The 14,590-nt window shown below is 69.2% G+C and carries 11 protein-coding genes; 4 read left to right on the top strand and 7 right to left on the bottom strand.

The genetic code is table 11. From position 1 onward, the window contains the following. Positions 1-130: 130 nt before the first annotated feature. The 4 genes from ACZ7OI_RS18585 to benA are packed head-to-tail and all read right to left on the bottom strand — an operon-like array spanning position 131 to position 7,172. Positions 131-2,764 (bottom strand): LuxR C-terminal-related transcriptional regulator, encoded by a 2,634-nt coding sequence (locus tag ACZ7OI_RS18585; RefSeq protein WP_470265440.1) that lies wholly within the window; start codon positions 2,762-2,764, stop codon positions 131-133. A gap of 29 nt (positions 2,765-2,793) precedes the next feature. Then, on the bottom strand, positions 2,794-5,283 hold the full coding sequence (gene benC, locus ACZ7OI_RS18590; RefSeq protein ID WP_470265441.1) for a benzoate 1,2-dioxygenase electron transfer component BenC: 2,490 nt from the start codon (positions 5,281-5,283) through the stop codon (positions 2,794-2,796). 12 nt (positions 5,284-5,295) lie between these two features. Beyond that, positions 5,296-5,805, bottom strand: coding sequence for a benzoate 1,2-dioxygenase small subunit (gene benB / locus ACZ7OI_RS18595; protein ID WP_344285087.1), 510 nt, complete (start codon positions 5,803-5,805; stop codon positions 5,296-5,298). Next, positions 5,802-7,172, bottom strand: a complete 1,371-nt coding sequence (benA, locus tag ACZ7OI_RS18600) for a benzoate 1,2-dioxygenase large subunit (protein WP_470265442.1) — start codon at positions 7,170-7,172, stop codon at positions 5,802-5,804. Before benA ends, benB begins: the two co-directional genes overlap by 4 nt. A 234-nt stretch (positions 7,173-7,406) precedes the next feature. On the opposite strand from benA, the gene ACZ7OI_RS18605 reads away from it, so the two are divergent. Genes ACZ7OI_RS18605 through catC form a run of 4 tightly spaced genes read left to right on the top strand, consistent with a single transcriptional unit; the run spans position 7,407 to position 10,587 of the window. Then, the gene (locus ACZ7OI_RS18605; RefSeq protein ID WP_344285081.1) at positions 7,407-8,315 is read left to right on the top strand and encodes a LysR substrate-binding domain-containing protein; all 909 of its coding nucleotides are present in this window, start codon (positions 7,407-7,409) and stop codon (positions 8,313-8,315) included. Then, positions 8,312-9,415 carry a mandelate racemase/muconate lactonizing enzyme family protein gene (locus ACZ7OI_RS18610; protein ID WP_470265443.1) on the top strand — a complete coding sequence of 368 codons (1,104 nt, stop codon included), beginning with the start codon at positions 8,312-8,314 and terminating at the stop codon, positions 9,413-9,415. The genes ACZ7OI_RS18605 and ACZ7OI_RS18610 overlap by 4 nt, the downstream gene beginning before the upstream one ends. Positions 9,416-9,447: 32 nt before the next feature. Continuing rightward, a complete protein-coding gene (catA, locus tag ACZ7OI_RS18615; protein ID WP_470265444.1) occupies positions 9,448-10,293 on the top strand; it encodes a catechol 1,2-dioxygenase in 846 nt (281 codons plus the stop codon). A gap of 15 nt (positions 10,294-10,308) precedes the next feature. After that, on the top strand, positions 10,309-10,587 hold the full coding sequence (catC, locus tag ACZ7OI_RS18620) for a muconolactone Delta-isomerase (RefSeq protein ID WP_037367634.1): 279 nt from the start codon (positions 10,309-10,311) through the stop codon (positions 10,585-10,587). A gap of 33 nt (positions 10,588-10,620) precedes the next feature. Here the strand turns inward: catC and ACZ7OI_RS18625 are convergent, their stop codons facing one another. From ACZ7OI_RS18625 to ACZ7OI_RS18635, 3 genes are read right to left on the bottom strand one after another with little or no spacing between them, the layout of a single operon-like run. Then, the gene (locus tag ACZ7OI_RS18625; protein WP_470265445.1) at positions 10,621-11,238 is read right to left on the bottom strand and encodes an ABC transporter ATP-binding protein; all 618 of its coding nucleotides are present in this window, start codon (positions 11,236-11,238) and stop codon (positions 10,621-10,623) included. Further along, complete coding sequence (locus ACZ7OI_RS18630; RefSeq protein WP_470265446.1) at positions 11,235-11,897, bottom strand: ABC transporter ATP-binding protein; 663 nt, start codon at positions 11,895-11,897, stop codon at positions 11,235-11,237. Before ACZ7OI_RS18630 ends, ACZ7OI_RS18625 begins: the two co-directional genes overlap by 4 nt. Next, complete coding sequence (locus tag ACZ7OI_RS18635; RefSeq protein ID WP_470265447.1) at positions 11,884-14,535, bottom strand: ABC transporter permease family protein; 2,652 nt, start codon at positions 14,533-14,535, stop codon at positions 11,884-11,886. The genes ACZ7OI_RS18630 and ACZ7OI_RS18635 overlap by 14 nt, the downstream gene beginning before the upstream one ends. Between the last annotated feature and the right edge of the window lie 55 nt (positions 14,536-14,590).

Below are 14,590 nucleotides of genomic sequence, written 5' to 3' on the forward strand. Positions count from 1 at the left end.
TTGTGTTTGTGGGTGTTTTTTCAGGTCCTTTTTCCTTCTTGGACAAGCCGCCCCAGACCGTCATCACAATGGGCTTCGGGGTGCCCCCACCAAACGAGGCGCAATGTCGCCGCCAGGCGACGAGCCGCCCCTACTCCCCCTCCCCAGACCGCAACACAGCCAACTCAGTCCTCCCCCGAATCCCCAACTTCGCATAAATCCGGGTCAAGTGATACTGCACAGTCTTCACCGACAAAAACAACTCCGCAGCCACCTCCCGATTGGACTGCCCCCGAGCCACCATCCGAGCCACCGCCTCCTCCTGCGGCGTCAACAAATCCACCCCGCCCCTAGGCACATGCACGCCCCCGGCCCGCAACTCCCGCTCACACCGAGCCACATACGTCACCGCCCCCATAGACGCGAACCCGTCCCGAGCAGCAACCAGCTGCGTATCCGCCCGAGCCCGCCGCCCCAGCCTCCGCAACGTCTGCCCATAAGCGAACGCGATCCGAGCCTGGTCATACCGCAACGGCAACCCCGCGATCAACTCCACCGCGGCATCAAACGCCGCCACCGCCCCCACATGATCATTCCGCGCCCCCAACAACCGACCACGAGCAGCAGCAAGACGAGCCCGAGCAGAAGCATGCTCCCTCTTCCCCGCCGCCCGCTCATGCGGAGCCAGAAACACATCCGCTTCCTCGGACCGTCCACTAAGGACAAGCGCATGCGCGTAAAGATCCTGCCAAGGCCAATGCCCAGGCTCATCAACCGAAGTAGCCGACGACAACCGGGTCAACGGATGCAACGCCCGCAACACCCCAGCAGAATCCGCCGCAGCCTCAGCGACCTGCGCCCGCGCCAACAAAGCCGGAACCCGCATGATCTCGTAATCCAGCGATCCAGCAGCGCAAGCCAGCAACGCTTCCTCAGCCCGAGCCTGATCCCCCCGCAACGCATGCACCGCGGCCGAAGTCCACTGCAGCAACGGCGCGGTAACCACAATCCCAGTCCGGTCAACCAAAACCAGCGCTTCCCGAACCACCCGCAACGCGTCGTCCCATTCCCCGCTCAGGAACAACGTCCGCGCCAGCCAAGCCTGCGCCCACAAGGAAATCCGCGCCGACCCGCCCAAATAACTAGTAGGCACAGCACTTTCCAAATCCACCCGGGCGTCGTCGATCCGATCCGTCAGCAGATTCAGCCACCCTCGCGCCATCACCACCCGCTGCGCCTGCGCACCATGCCGAATCCGCTCGGACAACTGCCCGTAATCCCGCCGAGCCTGCTTGGCCCGTCCCGAAGCCGCGAGTCCCAGCCCCCGAATCGCCGCAGCCTCCACCGCGGCCGGGGTCTCGGGTACGGCCAATTCAAGGGCCCGATCCGCCCACCGCACCAGGTCCTCGGCGGAGTACCGGCAAAGTGCGTCAAGCACATACCGCTGACATATCAACGCAGCCGTCTCCGGATCCCGCGAAGCGTTGACGATATCCCAGGCCCGGCTCAACCGTCCGCCAGCTTCAGCGGCCCGGCCACGCACGACCGCGAGATAACCCAGCACCGCATCTCGCAACGGCGTCTCCCGCATGCTCTCGACTTCCGGAGCGAGCGCAGCAGCCCGAAACACATCGCCAGCGCCAATCAACGCGTCGACAGCCCGAGTGATCCGAGCCTGCCGCAGCTCAGCGTCCTCAGTAAGCCGCCCAGCGTCGTTGAGCAGCACCGCAGCCGTCCCCCAAGCCCCTGCCGCCGCCCGCTCGACCGCCAGCGCGTCAAGCCGATCCGCGACACTCGCGTCCGGCACCGGACTGGCCGCGACCAGCAACCGCAAACTCCGCGCCGGATCGTCGACCAGCTCCGCCGCCCGCCGCTGCAGCTTCGACCGCCGCTCCGGCCCCAGACCGGCGAGCACCGCCGCGCGAACCATCGGATCCGGCGGCCCCACCTCGGCAAGCCCCCGCGGCGCGAGCTCGACCAGCCGCGCCGCACAAGCCTCGTCCAGCACCGGCAGCGGATCCCCCTCGAGATCGGCCAACGACGCCGCCGACCGCACCGCCGTACCGGCACCGAGCACCGCAGCAGCCGCGACAAACCGTTCCGCCGCAGGGGAAAGCTGTGCGACCGTCTCCCGGACCGAAGCAGCGACGGCGGCCGGAGCAGGCAGGTTGGGATCGAACCCGGCCCAGATACCCCGCGGCACCTCGGTCAGCAGCTGCACCACAGAGCGCGGCCGGCCAAGAGTGTGCCGGCACAACCGTTCAGCCATCGTCGGATGCAAGGCGATACCGCGCGCCGAGGCCATTTCGGACACTTCCGCGGCGTCCAGAGGCGGCACGCGCACCTCGTCGCCGGACATCCGGGCGAGCAACTCCAGAACGCCCGCACGAGCGCGAGAATCCCCTGTGGCCGCGGTGAACAACACCGTGGCGCGAACCGCCGGATGATGCCGCAGCAGCGACGACAACGTCCGCACCGAGTCCACATCGGACAGGTGCGCGTCGTCGACCACCAGCAACGTCCCCGGCACCAGTTCCGCCGCGATCCGCCCCGCGACCGGCAACGGCCCGCCGTCTGCCGAAAGGCCCGGGAACAGCTGCTGCAGCACGGCGAACACGCTGCCGCTCTCCCATTCGGCTGCGGTCGCCCAGAGCACCGGCCCGGGGAACGCGTCGGCGGCCCGCCGCGCCAGCGTGGTGCGCCCGCATCCGGCCGGACCGCACAGCAGCACCGCCCGCCCCGCCCGGGACAGCAGGCCGGCCAGTTCCTCCGCCGCTGTCGTCACGGTCCTCCCCGCTTCGCCGGATGCCGCCGTCAGCCGAGATCGCCCCCGGCCACGGGCAGGACGGTGCCGGTCACGTACGAGGCCTCGTCCGAGGCCAGGAACGCGATCGCCGCGGCCTGCTCGTCCAGGGTGCCGTACCGCTTCAGCAATGACGACCCGACAGTCTGGTCGATGTGCGCCTGGAACCACTCCCGTTCCTGGTCAGTGGCCGGATCGGGGCCGCCGCGCGGAATCCGCCGGGGCGGGGCTTCGGTGCCGCCCGGCGCGGTCGCGACCACGCGGACGCCGGCGTCGGCGTACTCGAACGCCAGCGACGCGGTGAGCGCGTTGATCCCGCCTTTCGCCGCCGAGTACGGGATCCGGTGGATGCCGCGCGTGGCCGCCGACGACACGTTCACGATCACCCCGCCGCCCCGCCGCGCCATCGACGGCAGCGCGGCCCGGCAGGAGAACAGCGTGGTCAGCAGGGACCGACGGACCTCGGCTTCGATCTCGTCCGGGCCGAACTCGGTGAACGGCTTGAACCGCAGCGCACCGCCGACGTTGTTGACCAGCACGTCGATCCGGCCGAACCGGGCCAGCGCCGCCTCCGCGACCGCCTGCGCGCCCTCCCAGGCCTCCAGGTCGGCGACGACCGCGGCGGCCTCGGGCAGCTCGTCGGCCAAGGCGCTGACCAGACCGGACCGGTCGGCGAGCACCAGCGCGCCGCCCTCCGCGGCGATCCGCCGGGCCGTCGCCTCGCCAATCCCCTGCGCGGCACCGGTGACCACCACGACCTTGCCCGCGAAGCGTCCTGGCGACAGGAATTTCGGTCCCGCCGCCGCGCCGCCCATCGCCCGCCGAGTGGTGACCTTCGACCGTTCCGCGTGCTCGGCCACCAGCCGTCGCGCGGTCGCCCGGTCTCCGGACTCGAACGCGGCGACCAAGTCCAGGTGATCCTGCGTGCAGCGCGGATGGCACCAGGTCGCGTTGCGCAGCGTCTCGGCCATGTGGCCTTTCACGCCGAGTGCCTGATATGCCTGCAGCAGGTGCTCGTTGCCGGTGAGCGTGAACAGGTAGTCGTGGAACGCCGCGTTGGTTTCGGTGTAGGCAGCGGCGTCCAGGAACCGGTCACCGTCCACATAGGGCACTGTCGACTCGGCCAGCAGCCGGTATCCGGCGAGCTGGCCCGACGTCAGCCGTCCGATGGTCAATTCGAGCGCACCCAGTTCGAGCGCTTGGCGGGCCTCGAAAACGGCGTCCGATTCATGCACCGACGGGTGTTCCTCGCCGATTTCGTACTCGCCCGGCGTTTCGTCGGCCGCGGGCAGCATTTCCTGGCCCGCGATCGTCCGCGCGACCCGTGCTTCTTCCGCCGCGGACAGCGCCGCTCCGGCCCGCAACGGGGCCAATTCGACCATCGGGAACAACTCCTGCCCGGCCAGCGCACGACCCGCGACGAACTCCAGCTCCGGCTCAGGTTCAGGATCGGCCACTGCCACCGGCTGCACCGGGATCTCAGGTGCCCGAACCGGTGCGGCGAGCGCGAACTTCTCGTAATAGAACCCCGTCGGCTCGAACCCGGCCGACGCGAAATGCCCTCGCACCGCCTCCACCATCGGCGGCGGACCGCACAGATACACCGCGACGTCGCCGCCGTGCAGGTGCTCGTCGCGGATCAGCGTGGTCACGTAGCCCTTGTTCGGCGCGGCACTTCCCGGATCCGAGACGCAGTAATCCCAGGTCAGCCCCGGAACCTCCCCGGCGAGCTTCTCCAGCGTCGCCGTCTCCACCAGGTCGTCGTCAGTACTCACGCCGTACACCAGATGCGATGGCCTGGTCACGCCAGAATCGCGCATAGTGCGCACTATGGACAGAATCGGCGCGAGCCCGGTGCCCCCGGCCAGCAGCAACACCGGCCGGTCAGTCTCGCGCAGGAAGAAACTCCCGTGCGGCCCGGTGAACGTCAATTCGTCGCCGGATTTCGCCCGGCCAGTCAGATAATCCGACATCACGCCGCCGGGCGAGAGCTTCACCAGGAAGGTCAGCCGCTCGGCTTCGGGTGCATTGCTGAACGAATACGATCGCGTCGTCTCGGTGCCGGGAACGGTGATGTTCACGTACTGCCCAGGCAGAAACGCGAGCCGATCCCGATCACGGATCTCTACCGTCAATGACATCGTCGTCGGCGAAAGCCGTTCCAGCGCGACAAGGGTGCCGTGATGCTCAGCAGCCTGCGTCTTCGCGACCGCCGACGTGCTCGCGATCTGCAACACCAGATCGGACTTCGGCTTCATACTGCACGGCAGCACATAACCGCGCTCGGCCTCGTCCGCGCTCAAGGCGTCCTCGAGATAGGAACCGCCCTCGTACTCCCCCGATTCGCAGAACGCCTTGCAGGTTCCGCACGCACCGTCGCGGCAGTCGAGCGGGATGTTGATGCGCTGCCGGTACGACGCGTCCGCGACGGTCTGATCCGGCGCGCACGTGACGAAGCGGGTGACGCCGTCCTCAAAGGACAGAGCGATCCGGTGGTTCATGACCGCCTCCGCTCAGAAGTGGTACACGTCGACGACGTGATGGATGTAATCGTTCTTGAGCACCACCGTCTTCCGCCGGATCAACGGCGACGGACCGGAGAAATCGACGGTGTAGAACGAGGTCCCGTAATACGGATCGACCGTGTGGTACCGGAAGTACATCGTGTGCCAGTTGAACCGCACGTCCACGAGATCGCCGTGCCGCTCGATCAGCTCGACGTTCGAGATGTTGTGGCTGGTCCGCGGTTCCGGAATCGACGTCGCGCTGGACCGTTCGGTGCGGATCCGGAACACCCGGTCCTCGAGGCCGCCCTTGTTCGGGTAGTAGATCAGCGAAATGTCGCGCTGCGGATCCTCGGTCAGCAGATCGTCGTCGCCCCAGGAAGGCATCCAGTACACGACGTCGTCGGCGTAGCATTCCAGCCACTTCTCGAACTCGCGATCGTCCAGATATCGCGCCTCGCGATAGAGGAACTGCTCGACGTCGTGCTGGGTGATGGTCTTCTCGGCGGCGGCGGTCATCGGGTCTCTCCTCGAACGGCCTGCTCACGGGCGATCGCCGCGCGCATGGTCTCCTGCCAATACCCGTGCTGCACCGGATAAAGGCCCTCGTCCTCGTTCTTCTGCCCGGCCGACACGACACCGTCGAGCCCGAGCGACGACGCCACCTCGTCCGGCCCGGTGAGCCAATGCCGCGCGCCGCGGCTCATGTCGTTCCACGGCGCGGCCGTCGCGCGGAAAGTGAGCTGGCAGGACCGGAATTCCTCCAGGTCGTCCGGCGTCGCCATGCCCGAAGCGTTGAAGAAGTCCTCGTACTGCCGGATCCGCCACGCCCGCGACTGCGCGCTTTCGCCCTTCGGCGCGATGCAGTAGATGGTGACCTCGGTCTTGTCCGGCGCGATCGGCCGGAAATGCCGGATCTGCGTGGAGAACTGGTCCATCAGGTACACGTTGGGATACACGCACAGGTTCCGGGACCCGCGCACCATGAACTCGCCCTTGGCGTCGCCGTACTTCTCCTTCAGCTCCGCCATCCTCGGCCACAGTGGACGGTCCTGCGGGTTGCCCGCCCAGGTCCACAGGCACAGGTGCCCGTGCGGGAACGACCAGTAGCCGCCGCCGGACTTGCCCCACGAACCGGCGTCGAGTGTCTTCGTGTCGTTGGCCGATTCGCCGGTGTTGCGCCGGGCCGTGGTGGCCGCGTAATTCCAGTGCGTCGCGGTGACGTGGTAACCGTCCGCGCCGTTCTCCGCCTGGACCTTCCAGTTGCCGTCGTAGGTATATGTGGAAGCCCCGCGTAGTACTTCAAGTCCGTCCGGCGACTGGTCCACGAGCATGTCGATCACCTTCGTGGCGTCGCCGAGATGCTCGGTCAGCGGCAGCACATCCGGGTTGAGGCTCCCGAACAGGAACCCGCGGTAAGACTCGAAGCGGGCGACCTTCGTCAGGTCGTGCGAGCCGCCGGTGTCGAACGACTCCGGGTAGCCCGCACCGTCCGGGTCCTTGACCTTCAGCAGCTTGCCGTCGTTGCGGAAGGTCCAGCCGTGGAACGGGCAGGTCAGCGTGGGCCGGTTGTCGCGTTTGCGCCGGCAGATCATCGCGCCGCGGTGCGCGCAGGCGTTGATCAGGCAGTGCAGTTCGCCGGCCTTGTCGCGGGTGAGGACGACCGGCTGGCGCCCGATCATGGTGGTGAAGTAGTCGCCCGGGTCCGGCAGCTGGCTCTCGTGCGCGAGGTAGATCCAGTTGCCCTCGAAGATGTGCTTCATCTCGAGTTCGAAGATCTCCTCGTCGGTGAAGATCCGGCGGTTCGCGCGGTAGACGCCCGCCTCCGGGTCCTCCACCACCGCGTCCGCGACTACGGAAGCGGCGTGGGCATGCGTCTCGGTCATGACTCCTCCAACGGGCCTCTGATCTGCACTGATCTGCACTGATCGGCTCCTGAGCAGGGCGTTGACCGCACTGTGCCAGCCCGTGGCCGCCGCCACACCAGGGCAAGACCCAGTCCTGACCTAGGGTGTGATTATTCGATGCCGTTTATCAATCGCACGCAAACCGCTCCTTGTCTTCACTCAATGCCGGAACTTACGGTGAGCGGGACGAGGAGCCGGTGAGGAGGCAGCCCGATGGAACTGCGCCACCTGCGGTACTTCGCCGCCGTCGCCGAGACCTGCCACTTCGGCCGCGCCGCCGAACGCCTGCACCTCGCCCAGCCCGCGCTTTCGCACGCGATCCGGCAGCTGGAGGACGAGCTGGGCGTCGCCCTGCTCAGCCGCACGACGCGGCAGGTGCAGGTCACCCCGGCCGGCCGGTTCTTCCTGGCCGAGGCCCAGCGGATCCTGGACGCCGTCGAGGCGGGGGCGCGCGGAGCCCGGCGCATCGCCGACGGCCGCCGCGGGCTCGCCCGGATCGGCTTCACCGGCACCGCCGCGCTGTCGCACCTGCCGCAGGTCGCCCGCGCGCTGCAGCACCGGCTGCCCGAGGTCGAACTCGAAGTGCACGCCGACCTGCTCACCGGCGAGCAGTGCGAACAACTGCGCGACGGCACGCTCGACATCGGCGTGCTGCGTCCGCCGGTCACCGGCGGCGACCTCGACCTGCACGTCATCGAGACCGAGCCGCTCGTGCTCGCCGTCCCGGCCGACCACCGGCTCGCGGTGGAACCGGTGGTGGCGATGAGCGATTTGCGAGCCGAAGCCTTCGTCACCTACCCGGCCAGCTATTCCGTCGTCAACGAAGCGGTGCTGCGCAGCTGCCGCGACGCCGGATTCACCCCGCAACGCGAGCACGAAGCCGCCGGTACCGCGGTGCTGCTCGCCCTGGTCGCCGGCGGTCTCGGCGTCGGCGTCGTCCCCGCGTCCGCTCGGGCGCTGCCGCTGGCCGGGGTCGTGTTCCGCGACCTCGCCGGCGCCGCCACCGTCCAGCTCGCGCTCGCCTGGCACCGCGACCGGGCCTCGGCACTGGTCCCGGCCGTGCTCGACGCGCTCGGCGAGCTGTTCCCCGTCGAAGTGCCCGTGTCAGGGAGGACACGATGAAGATCACCCGGGTGGAGGCGATCCCGTTCGCCATCCCCTACCGCAAACCGCTGCGCTTCGCTTCCGGCGAGGTGCACACGGCCGAGCACGTGCTGGTCCGCGTGCACACCGACGACGGAGTGGTCGGCGTCGCCGAAGCGCCGCCGCGGCCGTTCACCTACGGCGAGACCCAAGCCGGGATCGTGGCCGTGCTGGAGACCGTGTTCGCCCCGCAGGTGGTGGGACTGAGCCTGCTCGAACGCGAGACAGTGCACGCCAGGCTCTCCCGCACGGTCGGCAATCCGGCCGCGAAGTCCGCTTTGGACATGGCGATCTGGGACGCGCTGGGGCAAAGCCTCGACGTCTCGGTCACCGAATTGCTCGGCGGCTACACCGACCGCATGAAGGTGTCGCACATGCTCGGCTTCGACGAGCCGGCCGCGATGGTCGCCGAAGCCGAGCGGATTCGCGACAGCTACGGCATCACCACGTTCAAGGTGAAGGTCGGCCGCCGTCCGGTTTCCCTTGACACCGCGGTGGTTCGCGCCTTGCGGGAACGATTCGGCGCCGAGGTCGACCTGTACGTGGACGGCAACCGGGGCTGGACCGCCGCGGAATCCGCCCGTGCGATGCGGGAAATGGCCGACCTCGACCTGCTGTTCGCCGAGGAGCTGTGCCCCGCCGACGACGTACTCGGCCGCCGCTGGCTCGTGTCGCAATTGGACGTTCCGTTCATCGCCGACGAATCCGCGGTGACCCCGGCCGACGTGACCCGCGAGATCCTTTCCGGATCGGCCACCGCGATCAGCATCAAGACCGCCCGCACCGGCTTCACGCGTTCGCAGCGCACGCACCATCTCGCGGAAGGTCTCGGGCTGGAAGTGGTCATGGGCAACCAGATCGACGGCCAGCTCGGTTCACTGTGCACTGTCGCGTTTGGATCGGCGTACGAGCTGACGTCGCGCCGCCCCGGCGAACTGTCCAACTTCCTCGACATGACCGACGACCTGCTCGCCGAACCGCTGTGCATCGCGGACGGCGAACTGGTCATCCGCCCCGGCGCCGGTCTCGGCGCCGCACTCGACCCCGGCAAGCTCCGGCACTACCGGCAGGACCGCTGAGCCGGAAACCCCCGATGGATCAAGGAGGATTCATGACTGCCACGCATTCCCCCACCGCCGCCGCGTCCGGAGCCAACGCCACCGAACGGTTCAAGAGCGACAAGTTCGCCGGCGTCGCGGGCACCCCGAAGGAACGGGTCAGCCTGCTCGCCCGCGAGGTGCTCGAGGCCGTGCACGCGACGATCCGCAAGCACAAGGTGACCTACGAGGAGTACAACGCGCTCAAGTCGTGGCTGATCAGCGTCGGCGAGGACGGCGAATGGCCGCTGTTCCTGGACGTCTGGGTCGAGCACGTCGTCGAGGACGTCGCCACCGAGCACCGCCAGGGCAACAAAGGCACCATCGAAGGCCCCTACTACGTGCCGGACGCCCCCGAGCAGGGCGCGCGCGGTTCGGTGCCCTCGCGGGAAAACGAGCCGGGCACCCCGCTCGTCTGGACCGGGCAGGTCACCTCGACCACCGGTGCGGCGCTGGGCGGCGCGAAGGTCGAACTGTGGCACGCGGACGCGGACGGGCTGTACTCGCAGTTCGCGCCGGACATCCCGGAGTGGAACCTGCGCGGCACCTTCACCGCCGACGACGAAGGCCGCTTCGAAATCCACACCGTGCGCCCCGCGCCGTACCAGATCCCGACCGACGGCGCGTGCGGCAAGCTGATCGCGGCGGCGGGCTGGCACGCCTGGCGTCCGGCGCACCTGCACGTCAAGGTGTCCGCGCCGGGGCACGAACTGCTCACCGCGCAGCTGTACTTCCCGGGCGACGAGCACAACGACGACGACATCGCGTCCGCGGTGAAGCCGGAACTGCTGCTCGACCCGCAGACGACCGACCACGGCGAGACCATCGAGTACGACTTCGTCCTCGACCCGGCCAACTGATTCGGCAGGAGACTCATGCTTTACCACGTGCGGATGGACGTCCGCCTTCCCCCGGACCTGGACCCGGCGGTCCGCGACGCCCTCATCGCGCGCGAGAAAGAGTACAGCCAGCAGCTGCAGCGCAGCGGGAAATGGCCGCACATCTGGCGGATCGCGGGCGAGTACGCGAACTACTCGGTGCTGGACGTCGCCGACCACGACGAACTGCACCAGATCCTGTCGAACCTGCCGCTGTTCCCGTACATGGACATCCAGGTGACCGCCCTCGCGCGGCACCCGTCCAAAGTGGACTGACCCGCTCGCTGCCTGTCGTCTCAGCCCGGCGGGTCAGGCTCCGACTGCCACGACCCGGTCCGCGTGCTCGGCCAGCAGCGGATCGTGGGACGCCACCAGCACCGCCGTCCCGCGATCCGCTGCCCGGCGCAAAGCCGTCAGCACCATCTCCGCGTGCGCACGGTCCTGATGCGACGTCGGCTCATCCGCGAGCAGCACCAACGGCCCGGCCGCCAAAGCTCGCGCCACCGCACCTCGCTGCTGTTCCCCGCGCGAAACCTCGCTCGGCAATCGGTCGGCCAGTTTCGCCAAGTCCAGAGTTTCCAGCAGTTTCGACTGATCTGGCGGCTCCGTCGCGGTCCGCGCGGCGAACGCGAGGTTGTCCGCGACCGTCAGCTCCTCGAACAGCGCGATCGACTGCGGCACGAAAGCCAGCGCGTGCCACGGCTGCTCCGGCACCGGCACGTCCGGCATCGGCGGATGCGCAGTCACCGTCCCGCTGTCCGGCGTATCCCAGCCGCCCGCGATCATCAGCAAAGTGCTCTTGCCTGAGCCGGACGGACCGGTCAGCGCGACCAATTCCCCCGCCGTCAGATCCAGGCTTGTGTGCCGCAGCACCGGCATCCCGCCATGGGAACGGCTTACGTCCGACAGACTCAGCAAAGCGCTCACCGGACCCTCCCGTCCACGAGTTCCACCACGTCGTCCGCCGCCTCGGCCAGCACCGGGTCGTGCGTCGCGACCACGACGGTCTGGCCTGCCTCCGCCAACGCACGGAATGCCTCCGCGACCAATCCGGCCGAGGAACGGTCCAATTGCGCGGTCGGTTCGTCCGCCAGCACCGCGTCCGGGTCGCCGACCGCGGCGAAGGCGAGCGCGGTTCGCTGCTGTTCGCCGCCGGAGAGCTGGCGCGGGCGGTGGCCGCGGCGGTCGTCGAGGCCCAGCCGGTCGAGCAAGGACAGCGAGAGACCGGTGCCGCGCATTTTCGCCGCCAGCTCCAGATGTTCCTGCACCGTCAGGTAATCCAGCAGATTGTCGACGGGATTCTGGAATACGTAGCCGATCCGCCGCCTCCGCACCGCCCGGCGCTCCCGCGCGGACAACGCGGTGACGTCCGTCCCGCCGACCTCGACCCGGCCCTCGTCCGGTCGTTCCAGGCAAGCCAGCAGCCGCAGCAAGGTCGATTTGCCCGACCCGGAAGGCCCGACCAGCGCGGTGATCCGGCCGCGCGCGGCGGCGATCGACACCCCGTGCAACGCGGTCAGCGAACGACCGGCGGTGCGGTAGCTGTGCGTCAATCCAGTACCCCGAACAGCATCAAGCCGTGTCACGCAACACCTCCGAAGGCAAAGCCCGCGCAGCCGCGCGCTGGGCCGCGTAAGTAACGACAAGCGCGACGACCACCGCCGCGAGCAGCAACCGCCCGCCCGGCCCCCACGGCACCGGGATCACGGTGCCCGGCGGAGTCGCCGGATCGAGGTCGTAACCCTCGGAGGTCACCGAGACCGCGAGGGCCGCGAACCCGGCGCCCAAAGCGAATCCGGCCGCCAGCAACCCGCCGACCTCGTAGGCGAGCGCCCGCCAATGCGCACCCGAGGTGATCCCCATCCGACGCAGCAGCACATACGCTCCGCGCCGGACGCGCGCCCGGGCGTTGAGATACAGCAAGAGTCCCACTAGGACAACCACACCGACCAAAGCGGACACTGCGGTCAGAAATGCGAAGGTGTAGGTGACTCCGCCGTACACGCCGTGCGCGGTGACGTCGGTCGCGCGGCTCACCGTCCCGGCCGGAACCCCGGCTTTGCCCAATTCCGGCAGCACCTGCGCCGGATCGCCGCGCGCCCACAGCTCGCGGTGCACGCTCTCTCCGGCGAACTTGGCGAGAATGTCCTTGCGCAGCAGCAATTCCGGGAACCCCGCGCTCTTCCCGGGAAGCTGCGCCACCGTGACGACTCGCAGCGGCAGATCCTTGCCCTGAATGCTGAGCGTCGCTTGCGCGGGAGCGTCCGGGACTCCGGCGATGACGCCGACCGGGCTGTCGCCGGACATCTGGTCGAGCAGCTCCGGCAGCGTCGGCCCGCTGAGGTGGTCGTCCCAGAACGCGGCGGAGCCGAAGGTCGACGGGTCGACGCCGAGCACGTTCACCGTCTTGCTGCCCAGATACGCCGAGTCGTAGCGATCGACCAATGTGGACTGTCCACTGAGGCCGGGCGGGATCGCGGCGGGACCGGTCAGATGCACCACGACATCCGAACCGACCACCAACTGGCCCTCGTCGTCGAGAGTGCGCTGGACGGAGCCGGTAACCGTGGTGGCGAAGAGCGAAAGCGCCACCGGTACCGCGGTCGCCCCGACCAGCACAGCCGCTGCGGCCGGCGCCGAAGCAAGCCGTCGCCAAGCCAGGAAAGCCACTGCCCGTTCTCGCCGCACCGCGCGTATCCGGGGCAGCATCAGCCGCACGACCCGGGTCACCAGCATCGCCAGCCCCAGCACCAGCAGCAACGGCACGACGATCAGCCGCGGCGGGATCCGCGCGACCGAACCGGCCTGACCGAGCCCGGTCTGGGTGCCGTCGCCGAGGGCGAAGTAGCAGACCAGCGCCGCGACGAGCGGGAGGATTTCCCACGGCAGATGCCGGATCCGCGAGGTGCGCGCGTCGAACATCGCCCGCGTGCGGAGGACGACCGAACCGGCGATCCCGGCGAGCGTCGCCAGGAACGCGACCGCCGCGCCGCCGATCGAATAGCCGAGCGCGGACGGCGTCACCAGCGGACTCGGCCCCAGCGCGCTGACCAGCCCGCGCGCGGCGAACCAGCCGCCGATGGCGCCGAGCAGCACGATGGAACCCAGCTCCAGCAACGCTTTCCCGGCCAGCGCGCCCGGCCCGGCCCCGCGCGCGGACAGCACCGCCAGCTCGGCCCGGCGGCGTTCGGCCCAGAACGACCCGACCGTCGCCGAAATGACCAGTCCGGTCATCGACCCGGCGACGCCGATCGGCACGACCGTCGAGGCGAGCGAGGATTCGACCTGGTCAGCCCGGTCGGCGATGCCGCGCAGCGACGAAGTGAACTGCATCCGGCCGCGCTGCGCGAACAGATCCGGCTGGTTCTCGGTGCGCGCCCGCACCTGTTCGAGGCCGGCGATCGTGGCGGGCGCGTCCGCGGTGGTCAGCCCGTTCTGGTCGACCGAGGCTTCGAGAAGACTGCCGATGCCCGAGTCGGCCGGGGTCAGTCCGAACAGAGCGTCCCGCGATACGAAGGCCACCGGGAAGACCGGAGCCTCGCTCAGCGGGTTCGGCCGGTACAGCGCCTGCAGATGGCACCAGAACGGCTGGTCCGGAAGCTCGCGCAGGTCCCGGTACACCGCGGCGACCGGCATCGTCTTGACCGGAGCGCCCGGCGGCACGCCTCCCTTCGGGGACCAGCCGCCTTGGATCACCACCTGGTCGCCCGCGTGCAGCCCGCGCGCCCGCGCGAACTGGCTGGACACCCAGATGCCCGGCCCCTTGCCGCCCTCCATGACCTGCAGGTGCGCGGCGAAATCGTCCTGGTAGACCAGCCAGCTCGCGGACTGTTCCGGGTTCGGCGAGCCCGCCCGGACCGGATTGACCTTCGCCGAGCTGGAGAGCGTCGACCGCACTCCGGACAGCCGCGGCACGTCACCAGCCGCGTCACGCGCGACGGCGAGCCGAGCCTCCTCGAGCGCCTTCCCGGTCGGCCCCGTAGCGCCCGGATACGGCTGGGACATCGGCAGCCCGCCGGACCACTCGGCCCCGACCGCCCACTGGCACGCCCGGTTCATCTGGTCGTGCAGCGTCGCGTTCCCGGCCGAGGACAGAAACAGCGCCACCGCCGCCGCGGGCAACGCGACGAGCACCGCCGCCGCGATGGCGGCCACTACGACCGCCGGTTGCCGCCACCCTGTTTTCGGCGCCCGTGTCCACGGCGTCGCCCCCCACCCACGCATCTGCCGAGTCTGCCACGATCCCGGTTTCGGCGGGGGCGCTGCTCAATGTCCGTGA

The organism is Amycolatopsis sp. NPDC114503, assembly GCF_055633655.1.

Bases quoted from the DNA above. Each gene is read 5' to 3' on its own strand.
- benC (WP_470265441.1), bottom strand. From the start codon at position 5,283: ATGAACCACCGGATCGCTCTGTCCTTTGAGGACGGCGTCACCCGCTTC.
- benB (WP_344285087.1), bottom strand. From the start codon at position 5,805: ATGACCGCCGCCGCCGAGAAGACCATCACCCAGCACGACGTCGAGCAG.
- benA (WP_470265442.1), bottom strand. From the start codon at position 7,172: ATGACCGAGACGCATGCCCACGCCGCTTCCGTAGTCGCGGACGCGGTG.
- ACZ7OI_RS18605 (WP_344285081.1), top strand. From the start codon at position 7,407: ATGGAACTGCGCCACCTGCGGTACTTCGCCGCCGTCGCCGAGACCTGC.
- ACZ7OI_RS18610 (WP_470265443.1), top strand. From the start codon at position 8,312: ATGAAGATCACCCGGGTGGAGGCGATCCCGTTCGCCATCCCCTACCGC.
- catA (WP_470265444.1), top strand. From the start codon at position 9,448: ATGACTGCCACGCATTCCCCCACCGCCGCCGCGTCCGGAGCCAACGCC.
- catC (WP_037367634.1), top strand. From the start codon at position 10,309: ATGCTTTACCACGTGCGGATGGACGTCCGCCTTCCCCCGGACCTGGAC.
- ACZ7OI_RS18635 (WP_470265447.1), bottom strand. From the start codon at position 14,535: ATGCGTGGGTGGGGGGCGACGCCGTGGACACGGGCGCCGAAAACAGGG.